Origin of the sequence: Pseudomonas sp. NFACC16-2, from assembly GCF_900119205.1 — a bacterium.
Classification (GTDB): Bacteria; Pseudomonadota; Gammaproteobacteria; order Pseudomonadales; family Pseudomonadaceae; genus Aquipseudomonas; species Aquipseudomonas fluorescens_Q.
The window spans coordinates 134,224-151,062 of the sequence record NZ_FPIX01000003.1 but is presented as its reverse complement, the minus strand read 5'-3'; the positions used below and the strand labels follow the sequence as shown (position 1 = coordinate 151,062).

The window sequence follows — 16,839 nt, the reverse complement described above, 5'->3', positions numbered from 1 at the left end:
TTATCATTAAGCCTAATTTGGCGCTCGATGTGTAGGACGGATCCGGCATCCGGATGTCCTGCTAACTTTTTGCAGCAAGGTGAATTCCATGACGGAACAAGTATCCACAAGCAGGTGCGACTCACCGTTACTCCAGGCATTCGTGGACAACCGATTGATCCTGGTCAAGATCGCGGCACGCATTACCGGCTGCCGATCCCGCGCGGAGGATGTGGTGCAGGACGCGTTTTTCCGGCTGCAATCGGCGCCCCAGATCACCTCCTCGTTCAAGGCGCAGCTCAGCTATCTGTTCCAGATCGTGCGCAACCTGGCGATCGACCACTACCGCAAGCAGGCGCTGGAACAGAAATACTCGGGGCCGGAAGAGGAAGGGTTGAACGTGGTGATCCAGGGTGCTTCGCCAGAAACCTCCCATATCAACTTTTCCACGCTGGAACACATCGCCGATGCGCTGACCGAGCTGCCCAGCCGCACCCGCTATGCCTTCGAGATGTATCGCCTGCATGGCGTGCCACAGAAGGACATCGCCAAGGAACTGGGGGTCTCGCCGACCCTGGTGAACTTCATGATCCGCGATGCCCTGGTGCATTGCCGCAAGGTGTCGGGGGTTCGCGGGGATACCTTCGCCCGGCGGTGATAGGGGGGTGTTAGTTGCGGCCCCATCGCGGGCAAGTCTTGCACGCGATGGCGGCCTGATGACCGCCCCGCCCCTTACATCAACCCACACCGATCAAAAAACCGCTCACGCCCCAGGATCATCAGCGCCGCGCGTTTGTGCGGGAAATCAAATTCCTTTTCACAGTGGAAACACTGGTTGTGCAGATGCCCGATCATCCGGGCATTGTCGGCCCGGGGCTCGGCGACCACGCGCTGGGTGCGCGGATCGTCCAGGAACAGGTAATGCACCAGCGCCGACAGCCAACTGGCAACCTTGTGCGGCCCCCGGTGTTGCTCTTCACCCACCAACATGTGGATGCCGCGATCGTAGTTGCCGGCGTCATAGAACGGCGCGATGCGATCTTCCTTGGCCCAATAGGCTTCGAAATAAGCGAACGGCTGGTCATCGAAACAGCCGATCAGGGTCAAGACCCGGGGATCGGCCTGCAGCTTGCCCAGGTACTGGCGATGCTGTTCCAGGCTGCCCTCCTCCTGCCAGAAGCTCGCCACCCGCGGGCTGTTCTGCCAGCGGTTGAAACGTTCCAAGTCCTGCTCGATTTCCAGGGTGCGCAAGGACACCCAGGCCCCCAGCCGCGCATCGAAACGCCGGTACACCTCGCCACGGGGCTTGATGGGCCGACGTGGATGGCGGCGGCCATCGGTGATGACCATCTGTTGCGGGTAACTGCCGTTGAACGACTCCCCCAGCCAGGGCTGCGGCAATTGCCAGAACATTGTGCGCTCGCAAAAGTACTCACCGGCACGTTCAGTGGCCGTCAACAAACCGCTGAGCAAGGCTTCGCCGGGGCGCTCGTTAAGGTGCCAGGTCAGGCGCTGGCAGTCGGGATGGCGAGCAAACAGCCAATAGCAGGCCGCCCATAGCGCCGGGCCCACCGGGCGGTCGTTGATCTCCTGCAAGTGCACGTGCAACTCGGGACCGCGCGCAAGGCGCAGCCGGATCAGCGGCGCACCTTCGAGCATCAGGCTCAGGTGGCGTTCGGTTTCATCGGCGCCGAGGCGACGGCCGCCGGGCAAGGGCAACGTCGTCGGGTGGTTGAGGTTGGACATGGGAGGGGCTCGCGTATTCGTCGGTAGTCAACGTGGGACGTGAGCCAGGAAGGGAAATTTAGTGGCGCATTCAATGGGCATGCATGGGCACCAGATGAATCTGGTAGGGCTGGAAAATGTTCAGCAACTGACCGTTATCCCGCAGCATCTGCAGCAACTGTGCAAACGCCTCACTGGAAATGGGCGCCTGTGGCCGGATCAGCGCGTAATGGTGATAAACCTGATCGATGCGCTCAGACACCAGCAATTGCGGGCCGACTTCGGGATTACGCAACACGTAATCGTTGAGGTACGAACGGGTCACCAGGGCGATATCCGCCCGCCCGCGCAAGACCATCAGCAGATTGCTGTCGTGGGAATACGTCAGCGTGGCGTTGTATTGACCGACGAGAAACTTGGGGTCGGCGTTGAATTCGGCAAAGGCGTAGTGATAACCGCTGAACAACGCCAGGCGCTTGCCCCTGAGGTCGGCGAAATAACTTTGCTGGCGCTCCGGCTGGCGCTGGGCGACGAAGACTTCCGCATCTTCCAGGCCCATGTCCACCGACGTGTGCGGCACATCCTGCCAACCCCATTCGGGATTCTCGAAAATCGCCATGTCGACCCGGCCCTGCTTGAAATCATTGAAGCGACGCGGGATCGATGTCGGCACCAGCACGAACTGATAGTCGGTTTGCGCCTTATTCAAGGCCTCCACCATTTGCGGCAGCAGGCCGGTGTCGGCGCCGTTCTCAGGACGAACGGTATAAGGCGGAAAATGCGCCGCACCGATCCGTACCAGTTGCGCTGCCTCGGTCGGCAACGCCAGGAAAACGGCCAGAGCAGCCAGCACCAGACGCGAGGTCATCCCCATCGGCGAAAACGTCAAGATAACCCACTCCCCAAAAGTCCCCATCAATAACAATCAAGCTAGGCGGTTTCAGTCACTTAGCCAGCCACACACGGTCATTTAAGGTACTGCTCGATTATTGTTTTTCTTCAAGCACCAGGATCAGGGCTTGCTCGGCCAGCTCATCGAGGCTCAGGCTGCCTTCGGCGCGAAACCAGGTGGTGGTCCAGGACAACGCTCCCGTGAGGAACCGCCGGGTAATGAACACGTCACCGCGAATATACCCGGCCTCCTTGGCCTGGCCCAGGACCTCGAGCCACAAGTCTTCATAAATATCACGCAGGGCCAGCACGTGCCGCTGCCCTTGCTGCGATAACGAACGCCATTCATAGACCAGCACCGCCATGGCCTCGCCGGTGCCGCCCATGATCGACTGCAATTCGCAGCGGATCAGCGCCAATACCCGCTCACGCACGCTGCCGGCCTCGGCCAGGGCTGCGCGCATCAATGCGGTGTTGTAGCGGATGGTTTCTTCCATCACCGCCCGCAGGATGTCGTCCTTGCTCTTGAAATGGTGAAAGATGCTGCCCGACTGAATACCCACGGCACTGGCCAGGTCACGCACCGTGGTGCGCTCGAAGCCTTTGTTGCGAAACAGGTGGGCGGCGGTCTGGAGCAGTTTGCCGCGCGCACTGTCCGGGTCGGTCAGTTGCCCGTTGTCGACCAGCTCCCGCATCACGCCCAGGGCTTTTTGCTCGTCCACCCATTCTCTCCTACAGTCGATCAACCAACGCGCGAGCATTGCACACCAAACCATCAGTGGCGCGGGCAATTTAAGCCGAGCGAAGCAGCCAAGCAAGCGCTCGGCCAGAAGAACTGGCGGCCATTTACAAACCAAGCGCTTGCTTGGTAGTCTCGAATCACCTTTGCCGGAGGGAACGCCATGTCCAAAACGATCCGAATCGGTTGCGCCAGCGCCTTTTGGGGCGATACCTGCACGGCGGCGGCGCAACTGGTCGAGGGCGGGGCGCTGGATTACCTGGTGTTCGACTACCTGGCCGAGGTGACGATGTCGATCATGGCCGGGGCGCGGCTGAAGGATGCTTCGAGCGGCTACGCCACGGACTTCATCGAGGTCCTCACACCGTTGCTAGGGCGTTTGCATGACAACGGAATCCGTGTCATCAGCAACGCCGGCGGGGTCAACCCCCGGGCCTGTGCGAAGGCCCTGCAAGCGGCCTGCGACCAGGTGGGCGTGCCGTTGAAGATCGCCGTGCTGCTGGGCGATGACCTGCAACCGCAATTCGAACGGCTCGCCGCCCAGGGCATTCGCGAAATGTTCAGTGGCGACCCCCTGCCCTGCGCGTGCGTGTCCATCAACGCCTACCTCGGCGCCCCCGGCATCGTCGAGGCGTTGCGCCTGGGGGCCGATGTCGTGATCACCGGTCGCGTGGTGGACAGCGCCGTGGTCAGCGCCGCCCTGGTGCATGAATTCGGCTGGGCCTGGGACGATTACGACCGATTGGCCCAGGCCGCACTGGCCGGGCACCTGATCGAGTGCGGCGCCCAGTGCACGGGCGGCAACTTCACCGACTGGCAGCAAGTGCCGGATTACGAGCACATCGGCTTTCCCATCGTCGAGGTCAGCGCCGACGGCCAATTCACGGTCACCAAAGCCGAAGGCAGCGGCGGATTGGTCACGCCATTGACCGTCGGCGAGCAGTTGCTCTACGAAATCGGCGACCCGCAAGGCTATCTATTGCCGGACGTGATCTGTGATTTCAGCCAGGTCAGGTTGATCCAGCAAGGCAAGCACGCCGTGCGCGTCCACGGTGCCAAGGGCTTGCCGCCCACCGATCAATACAAGGTCAGCGCCACCTGGCTGGACGGCTGGCGCTGCACCGCCACCTGCCTGATCGCCGGCATTGACGCGGTGGCCAAGGCCGAACGGGTCAGCCAGGCAATCGTCGCCAAGACCTCACAGATGTTCAGCCAACGAGGCTGGTCGCCCTACAGCGAAGTGAACATCGAACTGCTGGGCAGCGAAGCCACTTACGGCCAGCACGGCCAGCGCCGGGACAGTCGAGAGGTGGTGATCAAGCTGGCGGTTCGGCACCCGGAGAAACAGCCGCTGGTGCTGTTTTCCAGGGAAATCGCCCAAGCCGCCACCGGCATGGCGCCAGGGCTGACGGGGCTGGTCGGCGGCCGGCCGACGGTGTCGCCGTTGATTCGCCTGTTCTCGTTCCTGATCGACAAGGCCACCTGCCGGCTCGAGATTGAACTCGACGGCCAGCGTCACCCTTGTCCCCTGCCCGCTTTCAAACCGCTGCATACCCTCGATCTGCCCGTCGCCCCGGACCTGCCCAAACCCCAGAGCCGGGCCGACGCCAGCGTGCCACTGATCAAACTGGCGGTGGCGCGCTCCGGCGACAAGGGCAACCACAGCAACATCGGCGTGATCGCCCGGGAACCCGAATACCTGCCCTGGATCGCCGAGGCGCTGACCCCGGAGGTGCTGGTCGATTGGATGAGCCACGTGCTCGACCCGCTGCTGGGCCGGGTCGAACGCTGGTACCTGCCGGGCACCCACAGTTTGAATTTCCTGCTGGAAAACGCCCTCGGCGGGGGCGGTGTCGCCAGTCTGCGCATCGATCCCCAGGGCAAGGCGTTCGCCCAACAGTTGCTGGAGATCCAGATACCGGTGCCGCAGCACATTGCCGACCGGGTCAACTCCTGTGGCGAGGGGATTTATCCCCGCTGGGGCGCGAAGCGGCCCTAAGTGCGTGCGACCTGGTGTGTCAGGCAAATTGAGTTGACTGCTTTGGGGGCTGCTCCGCAGCCCAGCGGGGATAAATCCCCTCGCCATAGGTTTTGCGCTAATCCGTTCGAGCAAGAGGAATCTGCATGCCGATCATCGAATCGCACCTTGACCCGCACAGCGCTGACTTCACGCGCAACCACGCGGCGATGCTGGCCGGTGTCGAACAGCTGCGCCAGCTCGAACAGGCCGTGCTGGAGAAAGCCGCCCAGGCCCAGGGCAAGTTCGACCAGCGCGGCCAACTGATGCCGCGCCAGCGCCTGAACCTGCTGCTGGACCCTGGCGCGCCGTTTCTCGAACTGGCGAGCCTGGCCGGCTACAAACTCCATGACGACAAGGACGGTAGCCAGGCCGGCGGCGGCCTGATCGCCGGGATCGGCTACGTGTCCGGGGTGCGGGCGCTGGTGGTTGCCAACAACAGCGCGATCAAGGGCGGCACCATTTCACCCAGCGGTTTGCACAAGACCCTGCGCCTGCAACAGATCGCCATGGAAAACAAACTGCCGGTCATCACCCTCGCCGAAAGTGGTGGCGCCAATCTCAATTACGCTGCGCAGATTTTCGTCGAAGGCGCGCGCAGCTTCGCCAATCAGGCACGTATGTCGGCCATGGGCCTGCCGCAGATCACCGTCGTGCATGGTTCGGCCACGGCCGGTGGCGCTTATCAGCCGGGTTTGTCGGATTACGTGGTGGTGGTGCGCGACAAGGCGCGGCTGTTCCTGGCCGGGCCGCCGTTGCTCAAGGCCGCGACCGGCGAAGAGGCCAGCGAGGAAGAACTGGGCGGTGCGCTGATGCACGTGCAGGTGGCCGGCACCGCCGAATACTTGGCGGAGAACGACGCCGATGGCATACGCCTGGCCCGGGAAATCCTCGACTCGCTGCCCTGGAATGCACAATTGCCGCCCCAGCCCGAACGGACCTGGACGGAGCCGCTCTACCCCGCCGAGGAATTATTGGGACTGGTGCCCGACGACCCGAAGAAGCCCTATGACGTGGGGGAAATCATCGCCCGCATCGCCGACGGCTCGCATTTCCTGGCCTTCAAAAGCGAATTCGACACCCAGACGATTTGCGGCCACCTGCACATTCGCGGCCACGCCTGCGGCCTGATCGGCAACAACGGCCCCATCACGCCACAGGGCGCGGCCAAGGCCGCGCAATTCATCCAGTTGTGCGATCAGAGCCGCACGCCGTTGCTGTTCTTGCACAACACCACCGGCTTCATGGTCGGCACCGAGTCGGAGCGACAAGGGGTGATCAAGCATGGCGCCAAGATGATCCAGGCCGTGGCCAATGCCCGGGTGCCCAAGCTGACCGTCGTGGTGGGCGGCTCCTATGGGGCCGGCAACTACGCCATGTGCGGCCGCGGGCTTGACCCGCGCTTCATCTTCGCCTGGCCCAACAGCCACACCGCCGTGATGGGCGGCGCCCAGGCCGGCAAGGTCCTGCGGATGGTCACCGAGGCCACGCAACTCAAGAACGGCCTGAGCCCCGACCCGAAGATGCTGGACCTGCTCGAGCAAACCACCGCGCAGAAACTCGACAGCCAATCCACCGCCCTCTACGGCAGCGCCAACCTGTGGGACGACGGGCTCATCGACCCACGTGACACCCGCACACTGCTGGGCTACCTGCTGGACATCTGTCACGAAGCCGAGCAGCGCCCCTTGCAAGCCAACAGCTTCGGCGTGGCCCGTTTCTGAGCGCAGCCCCCAGGGAAATAATGATCCAGGAGAACAATAAAAATGATCTTCACCCAGGAACACGAAGCATTGCGGCGCACCGTCCGCCAGTTTGTCGACCACGACATCAATCCCTACGTCGACGAATGGGAGCGGGCCGGGCGTTTCCCTATCCACGAGATTTTCCGCAAGGCCGGCGAGCTGGGCCTGCTGGGTATTTCCAAGCCGCAGGCCTTCGGCGGCATGGGCCTGGACTACAGCTATTCGATCGTCGCGGCCGAGGAATTCGGCACGATTCATTGCGGCGGCGTGCCGATGTCTATCGGCGTGCAGACCGACATGTGCACCCCGGCCCTGGCCCGTTTCGGCTCCGACGAGTTGCGTGAAGCGTTCCTGCGCCCGGCCATTCGCGGCGAACAGGTGGGCTGCATCGGCGTCTCGGAAGTCGGTGCCGGCTCCGACGTCGCCGGCCTCAAGACCACGGCGCGCAAAGACGGCGACGACTACGTCATCAACGGCAGCAAGATGTGGATCACCAATGCGCCGAGCGCTGATTTCATTTGCTTGTTGGCCAACACCTCGGACGACAAGCCCCACGTCAACAAATCGCTGATCATGGTGCCGATGCGCAGCCCCGGCATCAGCCTCGGCCAGCACCTGGACAAACTGGGCATGCGCAGCTCGGAAACCGCCCAGGTGTTTTTCGACGACGTGCGGGTGCCGCAACGCAATCGCATCGGCCAGGAGGGCGCCGGGTTCATGATGCAGATGCTGCAATTCCAGGAAGAACGCCTGTTCGGCGCGGCCAACATGCTCAAGGGCCTGGAGCATTGCATCGACAGCACCATCGAGTACTGCAAGGAACGCAAGACCTTCGGCACGGCCCTGATCGACAACCAGGTGATTCACTTCCGCCTGGCGGAACTGGCCAGCGAAATCGAATGCCTGCGGGCGCTGGTCTACCAGGCCACCGAGCAGTATATCAACGGCCAGGACGTCACGCGCCTGGCGTCGATGGCCAAGCTCAAGGCCGGACGCCTGGCCCGGGAAACCACCGACAGTTGCCTGCAATACTGGGGCGGCATGGGCTTCATGTGGGACAACCCGGTGGCCCGGGCCTATCGCGACGTGCGGCTGGTGTCCATCGGTGCCGGTGCGGACGAGATCATGCTGGGCATCATCTGCAAACTCATGGGGATTTTGCCGGGAAAGAAAAACTGAGTGCATCACCTGCCAGAGCGCCATCGCGAGCTTGCTCGCGATGAGGCCCCAACAGACACCCCAAAAACCCAGGAATGCCCCCATGCCCGCCTTCAGCAAAATCCTCATCGCCAACCGCGGCGAAATCGCCTGTCGCATCCAGCGCACCGCCCAGGCCCTGGGTTATCGCACGGTAGCGGTGTTCAGCGAAGCTGACGCCGACGCGCTGCATGTGCGCATGGCCGATGAAGCGGTGTTGATCGGCCCAGCCGCGGTGCAGCAGTCCTACCTCAACCCTTCGGCCATTCTCGATGCAGCCCGGCGCTGCGGGGCCGATGCGATCCATCCCGGCTACGGCTTCCTTTCGGAAAATGCCGGGTTCGCCAAGGCCTGCGAAGCGGCCGACATCGTGTTCATCGGCCCCAGCCCCGAGGCCATCGACCTGATGGGCAGCAAGCGCCGGGCAAAAACCGCCATGATTGAAGCCGGCGTACCCTGCATCGCCGGTTACCAGGGCGCCGCCCAGGACGACGACACGCTGCTGCGCGAAGCCGGGCGTATCGGCTACCCATTGATGATCAAGGCCAGCGCCGGTGGCGGAGGCCGAGGCATGCGCCTGGTCCAGCGGGCCGAGGACCTGCTGGAGCAGTTGCGCGGCGCGCGCTCGGAGGCCCTGCACGGTTTTGGCAGCGACGAGTTGATCCTCGAACAGGCCTTGATCGATCCGCGGCATGTGGAAGTGCAGATCTTCGGCGACCATCACGGTCAGCTGATCCACCTGGGCGAACGGGACTGCTCGATCCAGCGGCGCCACCAGAAAGTCATCGAGGAAGCGCCCTGCCCGGTCATGACCACCGACCTGCGCCAGGCCATGGGTGATGCGGCACTCAAGGCCGCACGCGCAGTGAATTATGTCGGGGCCGGGACCGTGGAGTTCCTGCTCGCGGCCGACGGTCGGTTTTACTTCCTGGAGATGAACACGCGCCTGCAGGTCGAACACCCGGTCACCGAGTTGATCACCGGCCTGGATCTGGTGGCCTGGCAATTGGACGTCGCCGCCGGCAGGTCGCTGCCCCTGCGCCAGGAGCAGGTGACGCTAAGCGGCCATGCCATGCAGGTGCGGCTGTACGCCGAGGACCCGGCGGCGGATTTTCTGCCCCAGACCGGGCGGCTGATCGGTTGGGAGCCGCCCACGCAGGACGGCGTGCGAATCGACCATGGCCTGCTGGAGGGCCAAGCCATCACCCCGTTTTATGACTCGATGCTGGGCAAGCTCATCGTCCACGGCGCCACTCGCGAGGAGGCCCGACGCAAAGTGTTGCGAGCGGTGGAAGATTGCGTCCTGCTTGGCGTCCAGAGCAACCAGCGGCTGCTCACCGGGTTGCTGGCACATCCGCGGTTCATCGACGGTGACTTCGGCAACGGATTCATCGAGCAACACTTTACCGATCATGCGGCGCTCCGGCCCCTTGAGCCCTCTGCCGAACAACTCGCCATCGCCACGGCAGCGTTTTATCAGGCCTCGCAGGCACGGCATGCTCAGGGCCTGGGCGGATGGCGCAACAGCATCGGCGCGGCGCTGCATTACCGGATCGGTGTCGGGGAGCACGACTGGACGCTGAGCCTGATGGCCGAAGCCGACGGCACATTCAACATCCGCGGTGCCGGGCGCTTGATCGAACTGAGGTTGCTCGACGCTACCCCCCATGGCGCAACGCTGGTGATCGATGGGATTCGCCGGCGGCATGCGTGGCGCCTCGATGGCAACGATCTCTGGCTGTTCGCCTGCCCTGGTGGCCTGCACCTGCAAGATCGGACCCTGGCCCCCATCGCCGCCAAGACCAGCACCAGCGACGGCACGCTCAAGGCGCCAATGGACGGCGCCATTGTCGAGCTGCTGGTCCGCGAAGGCAGCACCGTGCACCAAGGCCAGTTGCTCATGGTGCTTGAGGCCATGAAAATGGAGCACCCACTCAAGGCCGGCGTCGACGGCGTGGTCAGGCAATTGCAGGTCGCGCGGGGTGACCAGGTGAAAAAACGCCAGGTTTTGTTGCGCGTTGAAACGGCCCACTAGTCGGATGCCGAGGGTTTGACTACGCTCAAACCCATCAGCACGCCGATACCGGGAACCCTGCAATGCCTCACTGGCTGGTGATTGATCTGGAGGCCACCACCGACGAAGGTGGCTGGCCGGTAACCGAAATGGAAATTATCGAAATCGGCGCCACGCTGGTGAATCGTGACGGCCGCGAAGTGGATCATTTCCAGCGCTTCGTGCGGCCCCTGAGGCGACCGCTGCTCACGCCCTTCTGTCGCGAACTGACCCACATCACCCAGGCCAATATCGACAGTGCCGCACCCTTGACCGAGGTCTGGCCGGTGTTCGAGCGCTGGCTGGCGCCGTATCAGTCGAAGCTGGAAAGCTGGGTCAGTTGGGGCGATTACGACCGCAAGCAACTGCTTCAGGAATGGCAGCACCAGCAATTGCACAGTGTCCTCGGCCAGGTGCCGCACATGAACCTCAAGCAACGCTTCGCCAAGGCCCGTCGACTGGAGCGACCGCTAGGGCTCAATGGCGCGCTGCAACTGGCTGGCCTGCAATTCTGCGGACAACAGCACCGCGCCCTGGAAGATGCCCGCAATACCGCGCGGTTGTTGCCCCTGGTGCTTCCGGGTTGAGCGGCAGCCCCCCCAGCGCGGCAGATGACGAATGTTGCGGCCTTGTGCATACTGGCCGGCCTTTTTCAGCCCCTTTTTCGAGGAATCGCCCATGTTTAAAGTCAACGAGTACTTCGACGGCACCGTCAAGTCGATCGCTTTTGGCACTGCCGAAGGCCCTGCGACCATCGGCGTCATGGCACCGGGCGAATATGAGTTCGGCACGGCCCAACGGGAAATCATGCACGTGGTCTCCGGCGCCCTGACCGTGAAGCTGCCTGACAGCACCGACTGGGAAACCTTCGAAGCCGGCAGCCAGTTCAATGTTCCGGCCAACAGCAAATTCCAGCTCAAAGTGGCGGTCGATACCGCCTACCTGTGTGAATATCGCGGCTGATTCTGTGGCATAGATACGCCGCTCATCTGTGGCGAGGGGATAAATCCCCTCGCCACACATTTTTGTTTACGGATCCTTTTATTCGAGCACTTCAACCGGCATGCCAACTTCAAGCCGACCGTTGCTGTCGTTGATCAGATTCTGACCGAACATCGCACCGTCCGGTGTCGAGCGGTACTGCTGCAACGTGGCAAAGGGTTCGCGATTCGGATCGCGTTCGCCGGTTTGCGGATCGACCGTGGTCATGATGCAACGTGAGCATGGCTTGACCAGCCGGAACTCAACCTCGCCGATACGAATGCGCTTCCAGCCGTCCTCGGCAAACGCCTCGCTGCCCTCGACCACCAGGTTGGGGCGAAAGCGCAACATTTCCAGCGAACGACCGACCCGGCTCGACAGGTCCTGCAAGGACGCCTGGCCAATCAGCAGCAGGGGAAAACCATCGGCGAAGGCAACTTTATCGTCATCCTTGCCATAACCGGCGGCGGTGGTACGCGCCAGATCCACCGGCACATGCACCAGGCGGGTAGGATTGCCGATGAATTCGCTGACCCAGGCCGCGGCCTCGTCACCGGCATCCGGCACACGCAAGGTATCACGCCAGATAATCACCCCGCGCCGCTGTTCCTCCACCACTGGCGGCAGCGGCACGTCGATGGCGCCATGGCCCGGCGCGCTGAGCGTCAGGCCACCCGCCTCGTTCCACAAGGCAGAAAGCTGGCTCATCTTCGCCACGGCGCGCTGGGTCAGGAACCGTCCCGTCCCCTCATCCACCAGCATCCAGCGCCGATCACCGTCCAGCCCTAGCTTGTCCAGGCCGATTTGCTGCAGGGGCTGACCCTTGCCGGACTTCAACGGATACCGATACAGCGCGCTCAGCCGCAACATGGTCAACTTCCCTGGTGGCGAAAAAATGCCACCTTATACGAGCCGGCCATTGAAGCAAACCACCATCGGTTTCAGTCGAGCATCAGCCGCTGGCGCACTACATCGACCAGCTTGTCCGGCTGGAATTTGGAGAGGAAGTTGTCGCAACCGACCTTCTTGACCATCGAATCGTTGAAGCTGCCGGACAGCGAGGTGTGCAGTACGACATAGAGCCCACGCAAGCGCGGGTCGTTGCGGATTTCGGTGGTCAGCCGGTAGCCGTCCATTTCGGGCATTTCCGCGTCAGTGAAGATCATCAGCAATTTATCGGTCATCACCTCGCCGGTATCGGCCCAGGCCTTGAGCATGTTCAGGGCTTTGAGGCCGTCGCTGGCGATGTGCATTTTCACGCCCAGTTGCCCCAGGGTATCGCGCAGTTGCGAGAGCGCGACGTTGGAGTCGTCCACCAGCAACACTTCGCGACCACGGGCGCGCTCCAGCACCGGATCTTCGAGCTTGTCCCGGGAGACCTTGGCGTTGTACGGCACGATTTCGGCCAGGACTTTTTCCACGTCGATGATTTCCACCAACTGATCGTCCACCTTGCTGATGGCCGTCAGGTAGTGCTCACGGCCAGCGCTGGTCGGCGGTGGCAGGATGGCTTCCCAGTTCATGTTGACGATGCGGTCGACGCCGCCCACCAGGAATGCCTGAACCGAGCGGTTGTATTCAGTCACGATAATGGTGCTGTTAGGCCCCGGCACCAAAGGACGCATGCCAATGGCCTGGGACAGGTCGATCACCGGCAACGTCTGGCCGCGCAGATTGACCACGCCGCACACGAACGCGTGACGCTGCGGCATCAGGGTCAGCTTCGGCAACTGCAGCACTTCCTGGACCTTGAACACGTTAATGGCGAACAACTGTCGACCCGCCAGGCGAAACATGAGAATTTCCAGGCGATTCTCACCCACCAGTTGGGTTCGTTGATCTACTGTGTCGAGAATGCCGGCCATTGATGACTCCTGGGCTTGTTCGGATGAATCCAATGAATGAGATATCGGCTGGACGAACCGAATCTTGACCCCCGGATAAAATACAAGCGCGGGGCATTGATGTCACATTAACATCATGCTTTACTGGCTTCATGATTTCATCTGCGATTTTTCCCTGCCGCGCGACCCTCGCTTGTGTGCAAAGTTCCCCTGCCTAAGGGATTCCCCTAGGCACAATCAGGTCCAACCTGATATTCCCGTTATCCAATAGCCATTAATGTGACGCCATTCTCATTGCTGAACGGAGTCAGGCTTTTGTGCGAGACCACAGGACATCGGACCTCCAGTCTTTCGGCCGATCCCACCCGTGCAATTGTTTGCGAATTCACTTTCGCGGAACGGCAGGGGTGTGTCGCCGTGCGTCCAACCGCGGTCGACCTTGAGATCCAGCCGTTCGCCATAAGCGGTTTCCTTTCGCCTGACATGATGTTGTGGAGATAAGCATGCCGAACGATCGCAGGAACTGGAGTCAGCGTCTTCCCGAGCTTCTGATCGAGGCCGAGACGCTGTTGGCCAAGTCGGAGGAATGCCTGAGCCATCTGCAATTGATCAACAACGACAAGGATGCTATCGATTGCATGCTCAGCACCTTGCTGAAACTGTCGAACAAGGCCAATGCCTTGGCGCTGGAAGCCGTTTCGGAGTTTTCACTGCATATCCATGGTCTGCTCAGTCACGCGCAAAACCACATGGAGTTGCATGACCAGGCCTTGGACGCCCTGAAGGATTGTTTAACCCTGATGGCCTGGCAATTGGAACTGGTCGATCACACCACCGGCCAGTTGGGCCTGGACACCAGTGAACAGATCTCGTTGATCGAGGCATTCGCTTTCCAGGTAGGCCAGAGCCCTGGCCAGGCATCGGCAGCGTCACGTCCGCTGGCCTTGGTACCCTACCCCCAGAAACAAGCCTGAGACGACGATGCCGGCTCAATGCTGCGTGCCTGGTACGTAGCGCTTACCGCACCATGCCGAGCGCGACCAACGATAGGTGAAGTGGTACTATCTCTCGCGTCAGCCACTTCAAGACAGCGCCGTAAAAGCCGCCGACCGAAGCTGCCCTCGACCTGAAACGTTTACCCGACCGGGCCTGTCAGATGCGCTGACCGGCCAGCCCGCAGCGAACCTTCATTGGCTCCATCCGCTATGTACGCCAGCCTCAAGTCATTCATCACCTGGCCTCCCTCCCGAGAAAACGCCCGTCGCTTCACATTATTATTGTGTATCTGCTCGACCCTCGGCTGCCTGCTGGCCTACCTGTTCGCCTACACGGTGCCGTTGAGCCTGCTGGTACTGAATATCGCGGCCATGACTTGTGTGGCAATTCACCATCGATTGTCACGCAAGTCCATCAAGTTCCAGCCTCAGGAACTGGCCGACCGGTTGCTTGAGGTCCAGGAAAACGAGCGCCATCGCCTCAGCCGCGAATTGCACGACGACATTGGCCAGTTGCTGACCGCAGCGAAGCTGCAAGGCGAATGGCTCAAGCGGCGGATGCCGGAAGAATTGCAAGGCCAATGCGCGCTACTCTGCGAGACCCTGGACGAAACCCTCAACAAGGTTCGCGACGTGTCGGCGATCCTCAACCCCCGGCAACTGACCAGCCTCGGACTGGAAGCCAGCCTGCGGGCGCACCTGCTCAAGACGCTGGCCAATGCCCCGGTGAAGTGGAGCCTCGATTGCCAACAGCGCATGGCAGGCATCCCGGAGGAAATGTCGGTCGCGGTGTTCCGGATCACCCAGGAAGCGGTCACCAACATCTTGCGTCATGCCCGGGCGACGAATCTGCTGGTACGCTTGCAACGCCTGCCTGACGGCCTGAGCCTGCTGATCAGCGACGATGGCCAGGGATTTGTCCCGGCCACCCACCCCGCTCGCGAAGGCCAACGGGGCATGGCCGGCATGTCGGAGCGGGTCGAACAGTTGGGCGGCACCCTCAAGGTCATCAGCGAGGCCGGCAAGGGCACGCACATCGAAGCACGCTTTCCCTGGGCGCCGCGAGCCCTGGAACGAGCCAGTAAGAATAAGGTTCTCCTTTGATTTGTAATTTGCTCCTGGTCGACGACCACTCCCTGATCAGGGCCGGCGTGCGCGCGCTGGTCATGGATATCCCGGGCTATGCCGTCATTGGTGAAGCCAGTGATGGCACGCGATTGGTCGAACTGGTCGAACGGTTGAACCCCGATATCGTGCTGCTGGACATTTCCATGAAGGACACCTGCGGCCTGGACGCCCTGCAACAGCTCAAGCGGGTGCGCCCCAACAGCAAGGTGCTGATCCTGTCCATGCATACGGATCCGGCGCTGATCATGCAAGCGCTGGAATCCGGAGCCCATGGCTATTTGCTCAAGGACACCACCGCCAATGAGCTGAAACACGCCTTGGAGGCACTGCGCAACAACGAACGCTACCTGAGCCCGGCCATCGCCCATACCGTAATCAACCAGGCGCTGACCCGCGTCCAAAAGCATCAGTCGGCCCCCGCCCGGACTCATAACCTGACGGCACGCCAGCTGGAAATACTGCGGCTGATCGTGCGCGGCAAGTCCACCCGGGAAATAGCCAACGGCCTGAACCTGAGCATCAAGACCGTGGAAACCCACCGGGCGCAAATCATGAAGCGCCTGCAGATCCATGACGTGGCCGGCCTTGTGCTGTTCGCGGTTCGCGAACAGATCATCAGCCTGGACGATTGAGCGCCGTCGCGCCACCCAACAGCGGCGAACCGGATGGCAGGTGCACGTGCAGTGCTTTTGGGCGGACAGTGAAACGCAGGGCGTCTACCTGCAACGGCTCGCCATCGAGATTGATATCCAGGCCTTGCGCAACCTTGATCTCCACCCATGGCAAGCGCGCGCGGACAAACATGTTGTCGATGCCCAGGCCACCCGCCAGCAAGTCCTTCAACGTACTGACCACCTCCTGAGGCGCCGGCAAGATGCTGATGTCCAACAACCCATCATCGGCCAACGCCTGCGGGCACAGCACGTGGCCACCCCCCGCCTGACGGCCATTGCCGATGCCCAGCGCGAGCAAATCGCCCTGCCAGTGGAAATCGGGGCCCTGCAACTCACCATAGGCGGCACTCAGCTCACTGAATCGTGACAGGCCGGTGAACAGGTAGGCCGCACCTCCCAGGACTTTCTTGAGATCCTCGGAAGTGTTCGCCGTCACCTGGCTGCCAAAACCGCCGGTGGCCATGTTAAGGAAAATCCGACCGCAGACTTCCCCCACATCCACGGCCTGCGGCGCAACGTCGAGCAAATCCAGGGCCTGCGCAGGCTCCAACGGAACGCCAGCCGCCCGGGCAAAATCGTTGGCAGTGCCCAGCGGCAGCAGTACCAGGCTGGCATCACTCGAATGGAGGACGATCGCTTCGGCGATATCACGCAAGGTCCCATCACCGCCGCCGGCGATCAGTCGCGTATAACCGGCCTGCAGCGCCTCATCGACGCATCGTTGGGCGTCACCGGCCTCCCAGGTCAACCGTACCGCCAGGTCCCAGCCCTGCTCGCGCTTGAGCATCACTGCCGTGCGAACCTCTTCGTTGAGCGCTTGCTTGCCATGCAAAATCAACAGCGCCTTGCCTTTGCTCATCGTTGTCTCCGT

General features: G+C 62.0%; 16 protein-coding genes. 10 read left to right on the top strand and 6 right to left on the bottom strand.

What is annotated here, in order from left to right:
* The first annotated feature begins 88 nt into the window (after positions 1–88).
* Positions 89–637, top strand: a complete 549-nt coding sequence (locus tag BT116_RS05085) for an RNA polymerase factor sigma-70 (protein WP_024619408.1) — start codon at positions 89–91, stop codon at positions 635–637.
* A 74-nt stretch (positions 638–711) separates the two neighbouring features.
* Here BT116_RS05085 and BT116_RS05080 read toward each other — a convergent pair whose 3' ends face one another.
* The 3 genes from BT116_RS05080 to BT116_RS05070 all read right to left on the bottom strand — a co-directional run bounded on the left by BT116_RS05080 (position 712) and on the right by BT116_RS05070 (position 3,317).
* Positions 712–1,725 carry a GNAT family N-acetyltransferase gene (locus BT116_RS05080; RefSeq protein ID WP_072340682.1) on the bottom strand — a complete coding sequence of 338 codons (1,014 nt, stop codon included), beginning with the start codon at positions 1,723–1,725 and terminating at the stop codon, positions 712–714.
* A gap of 70 nt (positions 1,726–1,795) precedes the next feature.
* Positions 1,796–2,572, bottom strand: coding sequence for a substrate-binding periplasmic protein (locus BT116_RS05075; protein WP_072340678.1), 777 nt, complete (start codon positions 2,570–2,572; stop codon positions 1,796–1,798).
* Positions 2,573–2,690: 118 nt separating this feature from the next.
* Positions 2,691–3,317 (bottom strand): TetR/AcrR family transcriptional regulator, encoded by a 627-nt coding sequence (locus BT116_RS05070; protein ID WP_072340675.1) that lies wholly within the window; start codon positions 3,315–3,317, stop codon positions 2,691–2,693.
* A 180-nt stretch (positions 3,318–3,497) separates the two neighbouring features.
* Between BT116_RS05070 and BT116_RS05065 the strand changes: the two genes are divergently transcribed.
* The 6 genes from BT116_RS05065 (at position 3,498) to BT116_RS05040 (ending at position 11,309) form a co-directional block, all read left to right on the top strand.
* The gene (locus BT116_RS05065; RefSeq protein WP_072340670.1) at positions 3,498–5,333 is read left to right on the top strand and encodes an acyclic terpene utilization AtuA family protein; all 1,836 of its coding nucleotides are present in this window, start codon (positions 3,498–3,500) and stop codon (positions 5,331–5,333) included.
* A gap of 125 nt (positions 5,334–5,458) precedes the next feature.
* Positions 5,459–7,075 carry a geranyl-CoA carboxylase subunit beta gene (gene atuC, locus BT116_RS05060; RefSeq protein ID WP_072340665.1) on the top strand — a complete coding sequence of 539 codons (1,617 nt, stop codon included), beginning with the start codon at positions 5,459–5,461 and terminating at the stop codon, positions 7,073–7,075.
* A gap of 42 nt (positions 7,076–7,117) precedes the next feature.
* On the top strand, positions 7,118–8,275 hold the full coding sequence (gene atuD / locus BT116_RS05055; protein WP_072340662.1) for a citronellyl-CoA dehydrogenase: 1,158 nt from the start codon (positions 7,118–7,120) through the stop codon (positions 8,273–8,275).
* A gap of 82 nt (positions 8,276–8,357) precedes the next feature.
* Positions 8,358–10,328, top strand: coding sequence for an acetyl/propionyl/methylcrotonyl-CoA carboxylase subunit alpha (locus tag BT116_RS05050; RefSeq protein WP_072340658.1), 1,971 nt, complete (start codon positions 8,358–8,360; stop codon positions 10,326–10,328).
* A 62-nt stretch (positions 10,329–10,390) separates the two neighbouring features.
* On the top strand, positions 10,391–10,933 hold the full coding sequence (locus BT116_RS05045; RefSeq protein WP_063322286.1) for a 3'-5' exonuclease: 543 nt from the start codon (positions 10,391–10,393) through the stop codon (positions 10,931–10,933).
* 91 nt (positions 10,934–11,024) lie between these two features.
* Positions 11,025–11,309 carry a pyrimidine/purine nucleoside phosphorylase gene (locus BT116_RS05040; RefSeq protein WP_014337306.1) on the top strand — a complete coding sequence of 95 codons (285 nt, stop codon included), beginning with the start codon at positions 11,025–11,027 and terminating at the stop codon, positions 11,307–11,309.
* Positions 11,310–11,387: 78 nt separating this feature from the next.
* Here BT116_RS05040 and BT116_RS05035 read toward each other — a convergent pair whose 3' ends face one another.
* Both BT116_RS05035 and BT116_RS05030 read right to left on the bottom strand, forming a co-directional pair.
* Entirely contained in the window at positions 11,388–12,197 is an 810-nt protein-coding gene (locus BT116_RS05035; RefSeq protein ID WP_072340656.1) for an MOSC domain-containing protein, read from the bottom strand.
* 71 nt (positions 12,198–12,268) lie between these two features.
* Positions 12,269–13,192, bottom strand: a complete 924-nt coding sequence (locus tag BT116_RS05030) for a chemotaxis protein CheV (protein ID WP_063322288.1) — start codon at positions 13,190–13,192, stop codon at positions 12,269–12,271.
* 482 nt (positions 13,193–13,674) lie between these two features.
* Between BT116_RS05030 and BT116_RS05025 the strand changes: the two genes are divergently transcribed.
* The 3 genes from BT116_RS05025 (at position 13,675) to BT116_RS05015 (ending at position 15,926) form a co-directional block, all read left to right on the top strand.
* On the top strand, positions 13,675–14,145 hold the full coding sequence (locus BT116_RS05025) for a hypothetical protein (RefSeq protein WP_063322289.1): 471 nt from the start codon (positions 13,675–13,677) through the stop codon (positions 14,143–14,145).
* A 231-nt stretch (positions 14,146–14,376) separates the two neighbouring features.
* Positions 14,377–15,270 carry a sensor histidine kinase gene (locus tag BT116_RS05020; protein ID WP_072340651.1) on the top strand — a complete coding sequence of 298 codons (894 nt, stop codon included), beginning with the start codon at positions 14,377–14,379 and terminating at the stop codon, positions 15,268–15,270.
* Complete coding sequence (locus BT116_RS05015) at positions 15,267–15,926, top strand: response regulator (protein ID WP_072340647.1); 660 nt, start codon at positions 15,267–15,269, stop codon at positions 15,924–15,926. The genes BT116_RS05020 and BT116_RS05015 overlap by 4 nt, the downstream gene beginning before the upstream one ends.
* On the opposite strand, the gene yegS is transcribed toward BT116_RS05015, so the two are convergent.
* A complete protein-coding gene (gene yegS, locus BT116_RS05010) occupies positions 15,910–16,827 on the bottom strand; it encodes a lipid kinase YegS (RefSeq protein ID WP_072340644.1) in 918 nt (305 codons plus the stop codon). The genes BT116_RS05015 and yegS overlap by 17 nt on opposite strands.
* Positions 16,828–16,839 lie beyond the last annotated feature (12 nt).

Bases quoted from the DNA above. Each gene is read 5' to 3' on its own strand.
- BT116_RS05035 (WP_072340656.1), bottom strand. From the start codon at position 12,197: ATGTTGCGGCTGAGCGCGCTGTATCGGTATCCGTTGAAGTCCGGCAAG.
- BT116_RS05050 (WP_072340658.1), top strand. From the start codon at position 8,358: ATGCCCGCCTTCAGCAAAATCCTCATCGCCAACCGCGGCGAAATCGCC.
- yegS (WP_072340644.1), bottom strand. From the start codon at position 16,827: ATGAGCAAAGGCAAGGCGCTGTTGATTTTGCATGGCAAGCAAGCGCTC.
- BT116_RS05030 (WP_063322288.1), bottom strand. From the start codon at position 13,192: ATGGCCGGCATTCTCGACACAGTAGATCAACGAACCCAACTGGTGGGT.
- BT116_RS05045 (WP_063322286.1), top strand. From the start codon at position 10,391: ATGCCTCACTGGCTGGTGATTGATCTGGAGGCCACCACCGACGAAGGT.
- BT116_RS05020 (WP_072340651.1), top strand. From the start codon at position 14,377: ATGTACGCCAGCCTCAAGTCATTCATCACCTGGCCTCCCTCCCGAGAA.
- BT116_RS05065 (WP_072340670.1), top strand. From the start codon at position 3,498: ATGTCCAAAACGATCCGAATCGGTTGCGCCAGCGCCTTTTGGGGCGAT.
- BT116_RS05075 (WP_072340678.1), bottom strand. From the start codon at position 2,572: ATGACCTCGCGTCTGGTGCTGGCTGCTCTGGCCGTTTTCCTGGCGTTG.
- BT116_RS05025 (WP_063322289.1), top strand. From the start codon at position 13,675: ATGCCGAACGATCGCAGGAACTGGAGTCAGCGTCTTCCCGAGCTTCTG.
- atuC (WP_072340665.1), top strand. From the start codon at position 5,459: ATGCCGATCATCGAATCGCACCTTGACCCGCACAGCGCTGACTTCACG.
- BT116_RS05085 (WP_024619408.1), top strand. From the start codon at position 89: ATGACGGAACAAGTATCCACAAGCAGGTGCGACTCACCGTTACTCCAG.
- BT116_RS05040 (WP_014337306.1), top strand. From the start codon at position 11,025: ATGTTTAAAGTCAACGAGTACTTCGACGGCACCGTCAAGTCGATCGCT.
- atuD (WP_072340662.1), top strand. From the start codon at position 7,118: ATGATCTTCACCCAGGAACACGAAGCATTGCGGCGCACCGTCCGCCAG.
- BT116_RS05080 (WP_072340682.1), bottom strand. From the start codon at position 1,725: ATGTCCAACCTCAACCACCCGACGACGTTGCCCTTGCCCGGCGGCCGT.